The following is a 14,657-nucleotide window of genomic DNA, read 5'->3' on the forward strand; positions in this document are numbered from 1 at the left end:
GCGTCAGGCGCGGCGAAGCAGTTTCGCCGTCAGCCGGGCTCTTCTCCGCCGCGCCGGCAGTCGGCCCGCGACCGCGTCCTCGAGCAACGCTCCGACCGTCTCGCGGGCACACGCCTTGTTCGCGCCGATCCCGCCCGACGGGCCGCGCTTGATCCACCCGGCCACGTAGGTGCCCGGTCGCCCCTCGACCCGGCCGGCCGTGTTCGGCACCGTCCCGGAGTCGTCGTCGAACGGCAGTCCCGGCAGCGGTGCGCCGCGAAAGCCCGCCGCCCGGACGACACGGCCCGCCGTGATCTCGACGTCGCCCGCCGGGCCCGACGCGCGCACGCCGCGGACCTCGGTGTCTCCGCACACGGCGAGCGGGCTCGAATGGAACCGCAGGACAATCCGGCGGCCGTCCGGGGGCGGCGAAGACCAGTCCACCGCCTCGCGGGGCAGTTCCCGCAGCAGGGCCGCCTTGTCCCCCGGCTCCGCGCCGTCGATGGCCGCGGCGATCCGCGCGTCGTGCGCGTCCACCACTAGGCCGACATCCGGGCGCGCGGCGAGCGCGAGCAGCTCGGGGCGGGTGTAGGCGGCGGTTTCGGGGCCGCGCCGGGCCAGCAGCACGACTTCGCGGACCTTGCCCGACCGCAACGCGGCCAGGGCGGCGGGCGCGATTTCCGTACCCGCCAGCGCGTCCGGGCCCGCGGTGAGGATGCGGGCGATGTCGAGCGCGACGTTGCCGGCGCCCACCACGACCACCCGCTCCGCGGAGAGGTCGACGGAAGCCAGGTCCGGGTGGCCGTTGTACCAGCCCACCACGGCGGCGGCCGGCAGGCTGCCGGGCAGGTCCTCGCCCGGGATCCCGAGGCGCCGGGCCTCGGTGGCGCCGACCGCGTAGATCACCGCGTCGTGCCGCCCGGCCAGGTCCCGGGCGGCGCCGATGCCGGTCCCCAGCCGCAGCTTCAGCCGCGGGTGGTCGAGGAACCGCGCGAACGTCTCGCCGATCTTCTTCGTCGACGGGTGGTCGGGCGCGACGCCGTAGCGGACCAGGCCGCCCGCCACCGGCAGGCGATCGACGAGGGTGACCCGGGAATCGGTGTGCAGCAACAGGTCTTCGACGGCGTACATGCCCGCCGGGCCGGTTCCGACAACCGCGACGTCCAGCGGCGCGAAGTCGCTCGGGAGGACCCGGGGGAACGCCGGCGGCGCCCAGCGGTGGAAGTTCGGCGCCACCGAAGCCTGCGCGAGGACGTCCTGCCCCGCGTAGTACTCCGCGTTGATCTCCACGTAGGCCCGCGGCGGCCCGGTCAGGTCGCCGGCCGGGAAGATCGCGTCGACCGGGCAGGCATCGGCGCAGGCGCCGCAGTCGATGCACGTGCCCGGGTCGATGTAGAGCATTTCCGTCCGGCCGAAGTCCGGTTCCCCGGGCGCCGGGTGGATGCAGTTGACCGGGCAGACCGACACGCAGGACGCGTCGGCGCAGCAGGTCTGGGTGATCGCGAAGGCCATGGCGTCAGATCAGGTTCGCGCGCTGGTAGAACCACAGCGCCGGCTTGGTCAGCAAGCCGGCGGAGTGCAGGAACTCCATCAGCCCGGAGCAGCTCGAGCGCAGCATGGACTTGTGGTGCTCGTTCGCCTTCGCCTCGCGCCGCGCCCGCTCGCCGTCGAGCCCGGCGTTCTCGTAGACCTTGGCGTTCACCATGCTGGTGACGATGAAGTACGACGCGATCGCGACCACCAGGCCGTTGATCCGCCGCCGCAGCCACCCGGCGCCTTCGAGCCGTTCGCGGGTCTCCTCGCGGGCGAACTTCATGTGGCGCGACTCCTCGACCACGTGGATGTTGTTGATGGTCCGCACGAACGGGACCACGCGCTCGTCGCGCATCCAGTCGCGCTGCATGACGTCGAGGACCTCTTCGGCGACGAGGATCGCCGCGTACGCGGCCTCGCCGGTCGCGGTGGCCTTGAAGACCCGGCCGAGCTCGACGACAAAGCGGCGGGGCCGGTAGGCGGGCGCGCGCAGCTTCGCCGCGCCCCGGGCGAACATGATCGAGTGCCGGCACTCGTCGGCGATCTCCGTCAGCGCCCACTGGAAGGCCGGGTCGGTGGGGTCCTTGGCGTAGAAGTCACGCAGCACCATCTGCTGCAGGATCATTTCGAACCAGATCCCGGTGCTGGCCACCGACGCCGCCTCCTGGCGGGTCAGCTCGCGCTGCTGCTCGGGCGTCATCTCGGCCCAGTAGGAGGTGCCGTAGAGCGTGCTCCACTCCGGGCTCGCGCCGTGGTAGCCGGTGTCGAGCGGCGTCTCCCAGTCGACCTCCTTGACCGGGTCGTAGGAGAGCTGCTCCGACGAATCGAGCAGGCGCCGCGCCATGGTCTCCCGGTCCGACACGCCCGGTTCGCTGATGCTCGTCACGCTCGACCTCCTCGTCAGGTGTTACCGACGTTCACTGTTACCAACCGTAACACATACTTGCCAGGGCGCGCACCCCCGCGTCCTGTCGTACCGTCCGGGGTGGACACCACTCGGGGAACAGGGGAAGAAATGCTCACGCACCGGACCGTCTCGGTCGGCGGACTCCGCACGCACATCGCCGAGCAGGGCGCGGGACCGCTGGTGGTGCTGCTGCACGGCTGGCCGGAGACGTCCCATTCGTGGCGGCACCAGATGGGTCCGCTGGCCGACGCCGGCTACCACGTCGTGGCGCCGGACCAGCGCGGCTACGGCCGCACGGACTGCCCCGCCGACGCCGGCCAGTACACGATGCTGCACCTCGTCGGCGACGTCGTCGGGCTGATCCACGAGCTGGGCGAGCAGGAGGCGATCGTGGTGGGCCACGACTGGGGCGCCCCGGTCGCGTGGCACACGGCGCTGCTGCGGCCGGACGTGGTCCGCGGCGTCGCCGGCCTCAGCGTGCCACCGGCGAGCCGGGCCGCCGAGCCGCCGCTGACCCTGCTGCGCAAGCGGATCGGCGACGGCTTCTACCAGATCTACTTCCAGCGGCCCGGCGTCGCCGAAGCCGAGTTCGGCGCGGACCTCCGCACGACGTTCCGCAAGCTGCTCGGCGGCAGCGCCGACGCCCCGGTCGTCCGCGACGGCGAGGGCTTCCTCGACCGGTTCACCGAGCCGGACCCGCTGCCGGCCTGGCTGACCGACGAGGACGTCGACGTCGCGGTGGAGTCGTTCGGCCGCTCCGGGTTCACCGGCGGGCTGAACTGGTACCGCAACATCGACCGCAACTGGGAACTGCTGGCCCCGTGGCAGGACCGGCCGATCACCCCACCGGCGTTCTACCTCTGCGGCGACGGGGACATCACCCGCGCGTTCAGCGACAGCAGCCGCATCGCCGAGATCGCGACCGACCTGCGCGGGGCCGTCGACGTCCCGGGCGCGGGTCACTGGGTCCAGATGGAACGCCGGAACGAGGTCAACGCGGCCCTGCTGGACTTCTTCAAGCAGCTCTGACCGTCACTCGGCCGCCGGCCCGGCTCATGCGCCCCAATGTGGCGTTGGTTGCGTCCAGCGCACCCAATGTGGCGTTGGTTGCGCTGGACGCACCGAACGCCACATTGGGGCGCTTGGCCCCCGACCGGACGACCACCGGATCGGGCGACCGCTAACGCCGCGGGTCGATGTGGACCTTCGGTCCCGCGCCCGCGACGCGCTCCCCGGCGAGCACGGCGCCGACCCGGTCGAGGCCCACGGTCGCCGCGACGAGCGGCCGCGGGTCGACCACTCCGTCGCCGTACGCGGCGATCGTGTCGGCCAGTCCCGGCGACGCGGAGAGCACGCCCACCGCCGTGACGTCCTTCAGCACCAGCGCCCGGCTGTCGAGCGGGCTGGGACGGCCGGACAGTCCGATGTAGACGACCCGGCCCGCCGGCTCCACCAGGTCCACGGCGAGCGCGGGTGAGCCGGAGGCGCCGGTGGCGTCGACGACCGCGTCGAAGGGCAGGTCCGGCAGGGTGTCCCGGGTCCAGGTGTTCGTGAAGCCGAGACCGCGGGCGAAGGCGAGGGAATCGACACCCATCAGGTGCACTTCGGCACCGGCCGCGCGCAGGAACATGGCCGTCAGCAGCCCGATCGTCCCCGGTCCGAGCACCAGGGCCCGGTCGCCGGCGCCAGCCCTGGCCGCCCGCGCCGCGCGCAGCGCGTTGCCACCCGGTTCGACCAGGGCGCCGAGCACCGCGTCGACGGAATCGGGCAGGGCGTGCAGGGACCACGCCGGGACGGCGAGCCGCTCGGCCAGCGCCCCGGCCCGGCCGCCGCGGATCCCGACCTCCTGCCGGTGCTCGCAGGTGTGCTGGTGGCCGCGGCGGCAGCGGCGGCACGTCCGGTCGCCGAGCATGGTGTCGCCCATGACCCGGCGGCCGAGCCAGGCCGGGTCCACACCGTCCCCCACGGCGGACACCGTGCCCGCCCACTCGTGCCCCAGCCGCATCGGGTACGCGGAGTGCCCCTGGTGCAGGTAGGCCATCTCGCCGGTGAAGAACTCGACGTCGGTGCCGCACACCCCGGCCCGCTCGACGTCGACGACGACCTCGCCCGCGACGGCCGCCGGCGCGGGAACCTCCTGCACCGAGCACTCGCCCGGCCCCGTGAGCACGAAGGCCCGCATCGTCGAAGACATGGTCGCATCCTCGCATCCCGGAGGACCGAACCATTACTGAACACTTGCTATTTTCTTGACACATGTCCATTATCAGGGGCATGGAGGCCGACTGGACGACCGAAGCCCCCGCCAAGGACCGGCGGGTGCGCCGGTCGCGGGCCGCGCTGATGCGGGCCGCCGTCGAGCTCGTCGGCGCCCGGGATTCGGCGGCCGTTCCCGTCTCCGACATCGCCGAGGCGGCGGACGTCAGCCGCCAGGTGCTCTACCAGCAGTTCGGCGACCGCGACGCGCTGGTGCTGGAGGCCGCCCTCGACCTCGTGCGGCGCGAGCTGCTGGACGACCTGCCCGACGACGAGCGGGCGTCGATGCTGGCCTTGGCCCGGCACTTCGCCGCCCACCGGCGGTTCTACCGGGCCCTGCTGACCGGCTCGTCCGCGTTCGCCCTCAACAAGGCGCTGACCGGCCTGTTCCTGCCGCTCAACCGGCAGCACATCGCCCAGCTGCTCGGCAGGCGGCTCGACGCGCGCGGGGTCGAAGACCTGGCCGCCTTCCTGACCGGCGGCGCCGCCGCGGTCGTCAACACGTGGGTCATCGAGGGGCCGGAGCCGCTCGACCCGGAAGAGTTCACCGGCCGGCTGATGCGGATCCGCACGGTCGTGACGGCGATGATCACGAAGGAGCGCCGGTGAACCCCATCAGTCAGCTGCTCGAGCGGTTGCTCAAGCTGCCCGCCCCCGCCACGCGGAACGTCGTCGTCCAGCGGAACCTGCGCGTCCCGATGCCGGACGGCGTCGAACTGCTCGCCGACCGGTGGGCTCCCCGCAAGGGTGGCGAAGGGCTGCCCACCGCGTTGCTGCGCAGTCCCTACGGCCGGAAGGGCGTGTTCGGCGCGATCTTCGCCAGGCCCTTGGCGGAGCGCGGTTTCCAGGTGCTGATGCAGAGCACCCGCGGCGGCTTCGGGTCCGGCGGTGTCTTCGATCCGCTGCGGCAGGAGCGCGAGGACGGCCTCGCGACGCTGGACTGGGTCGTGAAGCAGCCGTGGTTCGGCGACGCGATCGTGCTCACCGGCGGCAGCTACCTGGGTTACGTGCAGTGGGCGGTGGCCGACCGGCTGCCGCCGGAGGTCAAGGCGATGATCCCGCACGTCACCGAGTCGCGGCTGACGCTGGAGTTCCTGCGGGAGGACGGCCTTTCGCTGGAGACGCCGTTCGGCTGGGGCGTCCAGGTCGCGACCCAGGAGCGCCGCTTCGCGCTGCTCCAGCGGCGCAGCCAGGCGAAAAAGGTGAACCAGGCGCTGAACACGCTGCCACTCGCCCAAGCCGACGTCGTCGCCATCGGCCACCGCTCGGACTACATCCAGGACGTCCTCGCCCACCCGGAGACCAGCCCGCGCTGGGCGGCGATCGACCACCGGGACCGCGTCACCGACGTCACCGTGCCGGTCAGCTCGATCGGCGGCTGGTACGACATCTTCCTGCCCGGCCAGCTCCGCGACTTCCGGACACTGCAGGACGCCGGACGGCGGCCGCGGCTCACGGTCGGGCCGTGGACCCACGCCGGCGAACTGCTCGTCGGCGCGAGCGTCTCCCTCCGGGAAACCCTCGAATTCGGGCTCGCGCACGCACGCGGCGAGGAACCCCCGGAGCGAGCGCCGGTCCGGCTGTTCGTCATGGGCGAAGAGAAATGGCGCGACTTCGCTTCGTGGCCACCGGAAGGCTATGCGCCGCAACGGTTCCACCTCCAGCCCGGGGGCGAGCTGTCGCCGGGCGTGCCCGCGGAGTCCGAAGTGGACCGCTACCGCTACGACCCCGCGGACCCGACACCGGCGGCCGGCGGCGTGCGCATGGCCCCCGACGCGGGCCGGGTGGACAACGCGGCACTGGAAGCCCGCGCCGACGTCCTCACCTACACCACGGCCGCGCTCGACGAAGACGTCGAGGTCATCGGCGAGGTGAGCGCGGAGATCTGGTTCCGCTCGAGCCTGCGGTTCGCCGACGTCTTCGTCCGGCTCTGCGACGTCGGCCCGGACGGCCGTTCGGTCAACGTCTGCGACGGTCTCACCAGCCTGACGCACGCGGACGAACTCGCCGCCGTCCCGGTGCGGCTGTGGCCGACGGCACACCGGTTCCGGCGCGGGCACCGCATCCGGGTCCAGGTGTCCAGCGGCGCTTTCCCGCGCTACGCCCGCAATCCCGGCACGGGCGAGCCCCACGCCACCGCGGTCACGCTGCGCGCCGCGGACCAGGAGGTCCACCACGGCCCCGGCCACGCGTCGGCGATCGTGCTCCCCGTCCGCTCCTAGCCTCCCGCAGGCGCCGGTGGCCGGCGGCGGCGTAGACGGCGAACAGCAGGAACATGAACGAGAACAACTCGTCAGGCGGCGTGGGGTAGGGGTTGATGGAGGTTGTTGCGCCTGGGTTTTCGTTGCTTGTCCAGGAATGCTGGTGGTAGGAATTCGGGGAGGCCGTCGGGGGCGATGCGGGCTTCCCAGCCGGAGCGGTGCAGTAGCCGGTGGTGGTGGGCGCAGAGCAGGGTCAGGTTGTGCAGGTCGGTGGGGCCGCCGTCGGCCCAGTGGCGGATGTGGTGGCCTTGGGTGTGGCGGGGTGGTCGGTGGCACCCCGGGAAGGTGCAGCCGCGATCGCGCAGATAGAGGGCTCGGCGGAGTCCCGGGGAGATCAGCCGACGGAACCGGCCCAGGTCCAGAGGTTCACTCTTGGCCCCCAGCACCGCGGGGATGACCTTGCAGTCGCAGGCGTGGAGCCGAGCCTCGGCAGCGGACATTGTGCCGAGGTCGCCGAGGAGGGCCGTGCCGACACCGGTCTTGAGGTTCTCCAGCGAGACGGTGACCATCACGTGCGCTCGTTCCCCGGCCTGCATCGGCAAATCGGGGGTATTGAGGGCGAGGTCGATGGCGTCGGAGAAGGCGTCGCCGTAGCGTTCCTGCGGGGACCGTAAATCCGGGCCCTCGTCGCTGCTACGGCGCTCGGCCAGGGAGTCCAGCAAGGCGCTGGTGCGGGTGCCGGTCTCGTCGTCGAACCGGCCGTGCAACTCCCACACCCCGGACTTCTTGCGCCGCAACGACACTTCTCGACCGGGGACGGCGGGTTCGGCGAGGTCGGGTTCGGGTCCGTCGGGGTCGAGGTGGGCCACGATGCGGGCACCGAGCGCGGCGACCTGCTTGTGCCCGGCCTGTCCGGCGAAGGCCAGCAGGTCCGCTTCGGCGGCGTCACGGTGCTCGGCGGGGATCTGCTGCAGGACCCCGACCACGGTGTCGATCATCGGGTTGCTCAACACCCCGGTCCGGGCGGTCACGCCGGTGGCCGGGGCGAGCGCAGAAACGGGGCTGCCGTCGAGGGTGCGGGCGGGGTTGAGGGCACGGGCGCGGTGGACGAGGCGTTCGGCGGCGGCTTTGGGTAGATCGGCCAGATGTTCCAGCAACCGCGCGACCGAGCGGTAGCCGAAAAGATCCAGTACTCCGCGTCCCTCGATCTCCACCAACAGCTTACCCAGTTCGGCTTCGGCAGACCGCATGGACGTCAGCAGTTCACCGACGCGGTCGGCGAAGGCCACCGCGTCGGCTTGGGTTACAGCGCTGCTGTCCATGACCCCCATAATACCGGTATGTGAACGTGTGTTCGTCACACGATCGGGTAGTCGTGACCCGCGACTGTTCTTGCGTCGCAACACTTTTCACGAATGAGGCCGCCTCGGCGAAGCCGTATCTTTGACCCAGCCACAGCTGGGAAAGCCATCACGTGTGATTGAAGGCGCGACACGGTCATCCACAGTGGATCCCACATGCGCGTTCCCGGATCTGCTCGTACGATCGGCGGCAAGATCACGGGAGCGGGGGAGTCGATGGGCATCGGCGTCGGCACGTGGCTCGTCACCATCGGCACAGTCCTGGGTTTGCTCGCCGTCGACCTCGTGCACGCCCTGGTGATGCGGGCGCTCTTCACCGCACTCGGTGCGACACTGCTCCGTGATCCCCGGGTCCGACGATCGAGTCCCGGCTCGCCACCGGAGCTGATCGGCCCGGCTCGGTAGCATGCAACACATGGCCATCAAACTCGAGAACGTCGGCATCACCGTTCACGACCTCGAAGCAGCGATCTCCTTTTTCACCGACCTCGGTCTCACGGTCGTCGGCCGCGACACGGTCAGTGGTGAGTGGACCGACACCGCCGTCGGCCTTGATGGCAACCACGCCAACATCGCGATGCTCCAGACGCCAGACGGTCACGGTCGCCTCGAGCTCTTCGAATACATCCACCCCGAAGCGATCGAGTCGAAGCCCACTCGTCCCAACGAGATCGGCATGCACCGCGTCGCCTTCTCGGTCGACGACATCGACAAAGCCCTTGAGACAGCCGCGAAACACGGATGCCGTCCGCTTCGCGGCGTCGCCACCTATGAGGACATCTACAAGCTCACGTACGTCCGCGGTCCCAGCGGCATCATCGTGATGCTCGCCGAAGAGCTGAAGAAGAACTGACGTCCAGTCAGGCACGCTCTAGCCGCCGCTTGCCGGCTCGCCGAAGAGCAGGGCGGTTCCGTGGGCGCGCTTGAAGTACAGGTGCGCGTCGTGTTCCCAGGTGATGGCGATGCCCCCGTGCAGCTGGATCATCTCCGCCGCCGCGTGGGAAAACGCTTCGCCGCACACGAGTTTCGCGGCCGACACGGCCTCCGCGTCGCCGTCCGCCAAGGCCGCGTACAGCGCCGAGCGAGCCGCTTCGAGGTGGACGTGCACGTCCGCCATCCGGTGCTTCAGCGCCTGGAACGACCCGATCGGCCGGCCGAACTGGCGGCGTTGCTTCGTGTACTCGACCGTCAGCTCCAGCGCCCGCGAGGCCGCCCCGACCTGCTCGGCCGCGAGCGCCACGATCGCCGTGTCCCGCAGGCCGGGCAGGTCGAACCCGCCGGTGTCGAGGCGCCGGGCCGGAGTGGCGTCGCATTCGACGACCGCGAGGCGCCGGGTCGGGTCCAGGGTCGTGACCCGCTCGCGGCGGACGGCGTCGATCGGCACCTCGAACAGCCCGGCCCCGTCCGGCGTGCGGGCCACCGCCAGCAGGACGTCCGCGATGTCCCCGTCGAGCACGTAGCAGGCGCGGCCGTCGAGCGCCGCGCCCGACGCGGTCAAGGCCGACGTCCACTGACCGTCCACATCGGACCAGGCCAGCGCGGCGAGTGTCGTGCCCGCGGCGATCCCCGGCAGCAGCCGCTCGCAGGCCTCGTCGTTCCCGGTCCGCAGCAGGGCCGCACCGCACAGCACCGCCGAACCCAGCATCGGCGCGGGGGTGAGCGTCCGGCCGAGTTCGGCCTGCACCACACACACCTCGGCCAGGCCGGCGCCCGCACCGCCGTAGTGCTCCGGGATCGCGAGCGCGGCGACCCCGATCTGCTCGCACAGGGTCGACCAGAGCTTGTCGTCGTACCCGAGCGGCGACTCCAGCGCGGCCCGCACCGCTTCCGGGCCCGACCGCCGCGTCAGCAGGGAGCGAACCGCGTCACGCAGCGCGAGGGCTTCTTCGGTCTCCAACGGGTCGGTCATCGCAGCCCCGCCAGGACGCGCGAACGGTGGAACGACCCGGTTCCCCAGGCCCCGGCCAGTGCCCGCACCTTGGTCAGCCGCAGCCCGAGGTCGTGTTCGGCCGTGTAGCCGATGGCGCCGTGCACCTGGAGGGCGGTCCGGGCGGCCAGGTACGCGGCGTCGCCCGCCATGACCTTGGCCGCCGAGACGTCCCTGGCGAAAGTGTCCCCGGCGACGGCCGCGCCGTGGAGCAGCGGGCGGGCGAGTTCGAGCTGGGTGACGACGTCGGCGAGCAGGTGCTTGATCGCCTGGTATTCGCCGATGGCGCGGCCGTACTGGCTGCGCTGCTTCGCGTAGGCGACCGAGGCGTCGAGGAGCCACTGTCCCGCGCCGAGCAGCTGGGCGGCCACGGCCAGGACGCCCCGGTCGAACGCGGCGGGGGTGGCGAGCGGGCGGGAGGTGCCGGTGACCCGGAACAGGCGCCGCGCCGGGTCGATCGACCGGACGGGCTCGAGCTCCGGCTCGGCGAGTTCTCCCCCGGCCAGGTCCAGGACCACCCCGGCGACGTCGGCGTCGAGGGCGAGGGGCACTTCCGGCGGCGCGATGGCCGTGGCGAGGAGATCGCCCGCGGCGAGCGCGGCCAGGCGGTCGCCGGTCAGCACGACCGGGGCGACGACGGCCGTCTCGACGAGCGGGCCAGGCACGGCGTGGTAGCCGAGCGCCTCGACCGCGACCACGACGTCGACCAGCGAAGCGCCGAGCCCGCCGTGGTCCTCGTCGACGAGCAGCGCGGGGACGCCGAGTTCGGCGAGGCCGCGCCAGAGCTTCAGGCCCCGGTCGTGCTCCCCCGCCGCCCAGGCGCGCGCGACCGCCGCGGTGTCCGCGCCGGCCAGGAAGTCGTGCAGCGAAGCGGAGAACTGGCGCTGCTCCGGCGACAGCTGGAACCTCATCGGCGCGCCTCCCTGGGCAGTTTCAGCAGCCGTTCGGCGATGGTGTTGCGCTGGATCTGGTCGGTCCCGCCGTAGATCGGGCCGGCGAGGGAGAACAGGTAGCCATCGACCCAGCCGCGGTCCGTTTCCGCGGCCGGGCCGAGCAGGTCCAGGGCCGTCTCGTGCAGGCCGACGTCGAGGTGCGACCAGAACAGCTTGTTCACGCTGGACTCCGGGCCCAGCTCGCCGCCCTCGGCGAGCCGGCTCACCGTCCCGAACGTGTAAAGCTGGTAGGCGCGTGCCCGGATCCACGCGTCGGCGACGCGATCCTTTGTGGACTCGGAGGAGCCGTTCGCGCGCCAGAGATCCACGAGCCGTGAAGCCGCGGCGAGGAACCGGCCCGGGCTGCGCAGGGACAGGCCGCGTTCGTTGTTCGCGGTCGTCATCGCGACCCGCCAGCCCTGCCCCGGTTCCCCGATCACGTCGGCGTCGGGCACGAACACCTCGTCGAAGAAGATCTCGGCGAACCCGGGTTCGCCGTCCAGCTGCGGGATCGGCCGGACCGTCACGCCGTCGGCGCGCAGGTCGGCCATGAAGTACGTCAGCCCGCGATGGCGCTGGGCGGAAGGATCGGTGCGGAACAGCCCGAACGCGCGATCGGCGAAGGCCGCCCGCGAACTCCACGTCTTCTGCCCCGACAACAGCCAGCCGCCGTCGGTCCGCACCGCCGTGCTGCGCAACGCGGCGATGTCGCTGCCCGCCTCGGGCTCCGACCACGCCTGCGCCCACACCTGCTCGCCGCGGGCCATCGGCGGGAGGATCCGGTCGCGCTGCTCCGGCGTCCCGTGCGCGAACAGGGTCGGGCCGAGCATGAAGATCCCGTTCTGGCTCACCCGGCCCGGCGCGCCGGCGGCGTAGTACTCCTCCTCGAACAGCAGCCACTGCAACAGCGACGCGTCCCGGCCGTGGTACTCGCGCGGCCACGACACGACCGACCACCGCGCGTCCGCGAGTTCCGCCTCCCACTCGCGGTGCGCCGCGAACCCCTCGGCGGTGTCCATGGACGGCAACGACCGCACGTGCTCGGCCAGCCACGCCCGCGCCTCGTCGCGAAACGCGGCCGAGGCCTCGTCGATGTCGAGGTCCATCAGCCCCCCTTGTTCGCGTCGCGCATCGACCGCGCGGACTGCCCGCCGAGCGAGTCCTCCGACGTCTCCGCGTTGTGGGCGTGCGCCAGGTGGTGGAGCCCGAACACCGAATCCATGCCGGACCGCAGGCCCATCAGGTCTTCGGCCTGGTTCACGGCCTTCTTCGCCAGCGCGAGGCCGAACTGCGGCATCTCGGCGACTTTCCCCGCCAGGTCCAGGGTGCGCTGTTCCAGCTCGGCTCGCGGCACGATCCGGGTGACCATGCCCCACTCCTTGGCCTGCTGGACCGTGAAGCGCTCGCCGGTGAACAGAACTTCCTTCGCCGCGCGCGGCCCGAGCACCCACGGGTGCGCGAAGTACTCGACGCCCGGGATGCCCATCCGCACGACCGGATCGGCGAAGAAGGCGTCGTCGGAGGCGACGATCAGGTCGCACACCCACGCGAGCATCAGCCCGCCCGCGATGCAGGCGCCCTGGACGCTCGCGATCATCGGCTTCGGGATCTCCCGCCAGCGACGGCACATGCCGAGGTAGACCTCGGACTCGCGGGCGAACCGCTGGTCGCCCCCGGCGCGGTCGGTGTGGTCCCACCACATCACCGCGCGCCGGTCGAACGGCTGGTCCACGTCCCGGCCGGGGGTGCCGATGTCGTGACCGGCGGAGAAGTGCTTGCCCGCCCCCGCCAGCACGATCACCTTGATCCCGGCGTCGTTCACCGCGCGGGCGAAGGCGTCGTCGAGCGCGTAGGTCATCGCCGAGTTCTGCGCGTTGCGGTAGTCGGGCCGGTTCATCGTGACCACCGCGACCGGCCCCCGCTGCTCGTAGCGGACGACGTCGGCGGAGGCGCCGTTGACGCTCATGCCTTCTCCTCACTGAGCAGCCGCTTCAGCACCTTGCCGGAAGCGTTGCGGGGCAGTTCGTCCAGGAACTCGACGAACCGCGGGGTCTTGTAGTTGGCGAGCCGCTCGCGGCAGAACGCGAGCACCGCCTCTTCGGTCGGCCCGCGGTCTCCCCGGACGACGAACGCCTTGCCGACCTCGCCGAGCCGTTCGTCCGGGACGCCGATCACGGCGGCGTCGCGCACGCCGTTCAGTTCGGTCAGGGCGTGCTCGACCTCGGCCGGGTAGACGTTGAACCCGCCGCAGATGTACATGTCCTTGAGCCGGCCGGTGATGGCGAGATTGCCGTCCGCGTCGAGGAAGCCGAGGTCGCCGGTGTGCAGCCAGCCGTCGTCGTCGATCGCGCGGGCGGTGCTTTCCGGGTCGTCGAGGTAGCCGAGCATGACGTTCGGCCCGCGGACGAGGATCTCGCCGGGCGAGCCGTCGACGTCGACTTCGAAGCCCGCCGTGGCCCGGCCGGAGGTGCTCGAGATCAGTTCCGCTTCGTCGCCCGGGCGGCACATCGTCACGACCACCGCCTCGGTGAGGCCGTAGGCGGTCAGGACCGTCTCGAACCCGAGGTCGCTCCACATGCTCCGGACGAGCGACGCCGGCACCGGAGCGGCGCCGGTGACCGCCAGCCGCAGGGACGAAAGGTCGCGGCCGGGACGGGTGGGCTCGTGCAGGATCGACTGGAAGACGGTCGGGGCGCCGGGCAGGACCGAGATGCGTTCGCGCTCGATCAAGGCCAGGGTCGTGCGCAGGTCGAACACGGCCTGCGGGACGATCGTCGCGCCGGTCAGCAACCCCACCACGATCCCGGCCTTGTAGCCGAAGCTGTGGAAGAACGGGTTGATCACCAGGTACCGGTCGTCGGCGGTGACCTGGCCGCAGTCCGCCCAGGCGGCGGCGACGTCGACCACCTGGCGGTGGGCCGAGAGCACCCCCTTGGAGCGGCCGGTGGTGCCCGAGGTGAACAGGATGTCGCTCACGTCGTCCGGCCGCACGGCGTCCGCCCGCGCCTCGGCTTCGGCCAGGGGGACGCTCTCGGCCAGCGCGAGGAACTCGTCCCAGCCGAGGCTCCCGGGCACCGGCCGGTGCGGCTCGTCCAGGGGAACGCGGACGACGGTGCCGAGGTCCGGCAGCTCCGCGCCGGTCGCCACGATCGCGGCGTGCCGGTCGGCGCCGAGGAAGTCCGCGGCCACGACGAGCGCACTGGCCCGGCTGCGGACGAGCAGGTCGACGGTCTCGGCGGCGGTGAACCGGGTGTTGACCGGCACCAGCGTCGCGCCCGCGTAGAGCGCGCCCAGCGCCGTCAGGACCCAGTGGTGGGTGTTGGGGAGGGTGATCGCGACGCGGTCACCTGCCCGGACGCCGCGGGCGACGAACGCACGGGCGACGGTCTGAACACGTTCCAGAAGCGTGCTGAAGCCGAGCCGCAGGTCGCCGTCGACCAGCGCCTCCGAGGAACCGAACTTCGCGGCGGCATCGCGGACGACGGCCGGGATCGTGGTCTGTCCCACCACACCCTCCTCTGGACCGACAAACTAGAACGTGTTCTCATTACCCTAGGTGCC

14 protein-coding genes are annotated in these 14,657 nt (G+C 71.8%); 5 read left to right on the forward strand and 9 right to left on the reverse strand.

Annotation, left to right across the window (positions count from 1 at the left end):
- Positions 1-3: 3 nt before the first annotated feature.
- Entirely contained in the window at positions 4-1,491 is a 1,488-nt protein-coding gene (locus tag AB0M82_RS31955; protein WP_364729872.1) for an FAD-dependent oxidoreductase, read from the reverse strand.
- Between the two features lie 4 nt (positions 1,492-1,495).
- Positions 1,496-2,398 carry a diiron oxygenase gene (locus AB0M82_RS31960; protein WP_364729875.1) on the reverse strand — a complete coding sequence of 301 codons (903 nt, stop codon included), beginning with the start codon at positions 2,396-2,398 and terminating at the stop codon, positions 1,496-1,498.
- 129 nt (positions 2,399-2,527) lie between these two features.
- Here AB0M82_RS31960 and AB0M82_RS31965 point away from each other — a divergent pair, with 129 nt between their 5' ends.
- Positions 2,528-3,448 carry an alpha/beta hydrolase gene (locus AB0M82_RS31965; RefSeq protein WP_364729878.1) on the forward strand — a complete coding sequence of 307 codons (921 nt, stop codon included), beginning with the start codon at positions 2,528-2,530 and terminating at the stop codon, positions 3,446-3,448.
- Positions 3,449-3,599: 151 nt separating this feature from the next.
- Here the strand turns inward: AB0M82_RS31965 and AB0M82_RS31970 are convergent, their stop codons facing one another.
- The gene (locus AB0M82_RS31970) at positions 3,600-4,613 is read right to left on the reverse strand and encodes an alcohol dehydrogenase catalytic domain-containing protein (RefSeq protein ID WP_364729881.1); all 1,014 of its coding nucleotides are present in this window, start codon (positions 4,611-4,613) and stop codon (positions 3,600-3,602) included.
- A gap of 80 nt (positions 4,614-4,693) precedes the next feature.
- Here AB0M82_RS31970 and AB0M82_RS31975 point away from each other — a divergent pair, with 80 nt between their 5' ends.
- Both AB0M82_RS31975 and AB0M82_RS31980 read left to right on the forward strand, forming a co-directional pair.
- A complete protein-coding gene (locus tag AB0M82_RS31975) occupies positions 4,694-5,284 on the forward strand; it encodes a helix-turn-helix domain-containing protein (protein WP_364729965.1) in 591 nt (196 codons plus the stop codon).
- The gene (locus tag AB0M82_RS31980) at positions 5,281-6,897 is read left to right on the forward strand and encodes a CocE/NonD family hydrolase (RefSeq protein ID WP_364729884.1); all 1,617 of its coding nucleotides are present in this window, start codon (positions 5,281-5,283) and stop codon (positions 6,895-6,897) included. Before AB0M82_RS31975 ends, AB0M82_RS31980 begins: the two co-directional genes overlap by 4 nt.
- A gap of 71 nt (positions 6,898-6,968) precedes the next feature.
- Here the strand turns inward: AB0M82_RS31980 and AB0M82_RS31985 are convergent, their stop codons facing one another.
- The gene (locus AB0M82_RS31985) at positions 6,969-8,198 is read right to left on the reverse strand and encodes a DUF222 domain-containing protein (RefSeq protein ID WP_364729886.1); all 1,230 of its coding nucleotides are present in this window, start codon (positions 8,196-8,198) and stop codon (positions 6,969-6,971) included.
- A gap of 195 nt (positions 8,199-8,393) precedes the next feature.
- Here AB0M82_RS31985 and AB0M82_RS31990 point away from each other — a divergent pair, with 195 nt between their 5' ends.
- Together AB0M82_RS31990 and AB0M82_RS31995 are read left to right on the forward strand one after the other, a co-directional pair.
- The gene (locus tag AB0M82_RS31990) at positions 8,394-8,642 is read left to right on the forward strand and encodes a hypothetical protein (RefSeq protein ID WP_364729887.1); all 249 of its coding nucleotides are present in this window, start codon (positions 8,394-8,396) and stop codon (positions 8,640-8,642) included.
- A gap of 10 nt (positions 8,643-8,652) precedes the next feature.
- Positions 8,653-9,090: a VOC family protein gene (locus AB0M82_RS31995; RefSeq protein ID WP_364729889.1), complete on the forward strand. Its 438-nt coding sequence runs from the start codon at positions 8,653-8,655 to the stop codon at positions 9,088-9,090.
- Positions 9,091-9,108: 18 nt separating this feature from the next.
- Here AB0M82_RS31995 and AB0M82_RS32000 read toward each other — a convergent pair whose 3' ends face one another.
- From AB0M82_RS32000 to AB0M82_RS32020, 5 genes are read right to left on the reverse strand one after another with little or no spacing between them, the layout of a single operon-like run.
- On the reverse strand, positions 9,109-10,146 hold the full coding sequence (locus AB0M82_RS32000) for an acyl-CoA dehydrogenase family protein (RefSeq protein ID WP_364729891.1): 1,038 nt from the start codon (positions 10,144-10,146) through the stop codon (positions 9,109-9,111).
- Positions 10,143-11,075, reverse strand: a complete 933-nt coding sequence (locus tag AB0M82_RS32005) for an acyl-CoA dehydrogenase (RefSeq protein ID WP_364729892.1) — start codon at positions 11,073-11,075, stop codon at positions 10,143-10,145. Before AB0M82_RS32005 ends, AB0M82_RS32000 begins: the two co-directional genes overlap by 4 nt.
- The gene (locus AB0M82_RS32010) at positions 11,072-12,202 is read right to left on the reverse strand and encodes an acyl-CoA dehydrogenase family protein (RefSeq protein WP_364729894.1); all 1,131 of its coding nucleotides are present in this window, start codon (positions 12,200-12,202) and stop codon (positions 11,072-11,074) included. The genes AB0M82_RS32005 and AB0M82_RS32010 overlap by 4 nt, the downstream gene beginning before the upstream one ends.
- On the reverse strand, positions 12,202-13,062 hold the full coding sequence (locus tag AB0M82_RS32015) for an enoyl-CoA hydratase (RefSeq protein ID WP_364729896.1): 861 nt from the start codon (positions 13,060-13,062) through the stop codon (positions 12,202-12,204). Before AB0M82_RS32015 ends, AB0M82_RS32010 begins: the two co-directional genes overlap by 1 nt.
- Positions 13,059-14,603: a FadD3 family acyl-CoA ligase gene (locus tag AB0M82_RS32020; protein ID WP_364729898.1), complete on the reverse strand. Its 1,545-nt coding sequence runs from the start codon at positions 14,601-14,603 to the stop codon at positions 13,059-13,061. The genes AB0M82_RS32015 and AB0M82_RS32020 overlap by 4 nt, the downstream gene beginning before the upstream one ends.
- Between the last annotated feature and the right edge of the window lie 54 nt (positions 14,604-14,657).

The organism is Amycolatopsis sp. NPDC051128 (assembly GCF_040682715.1).
Classification (GTDB): Bacteria; Actinomycetota; Actinomycetes; order Mycobacteriales; family Pseudonocardiaceae; genus Amycolatopsis.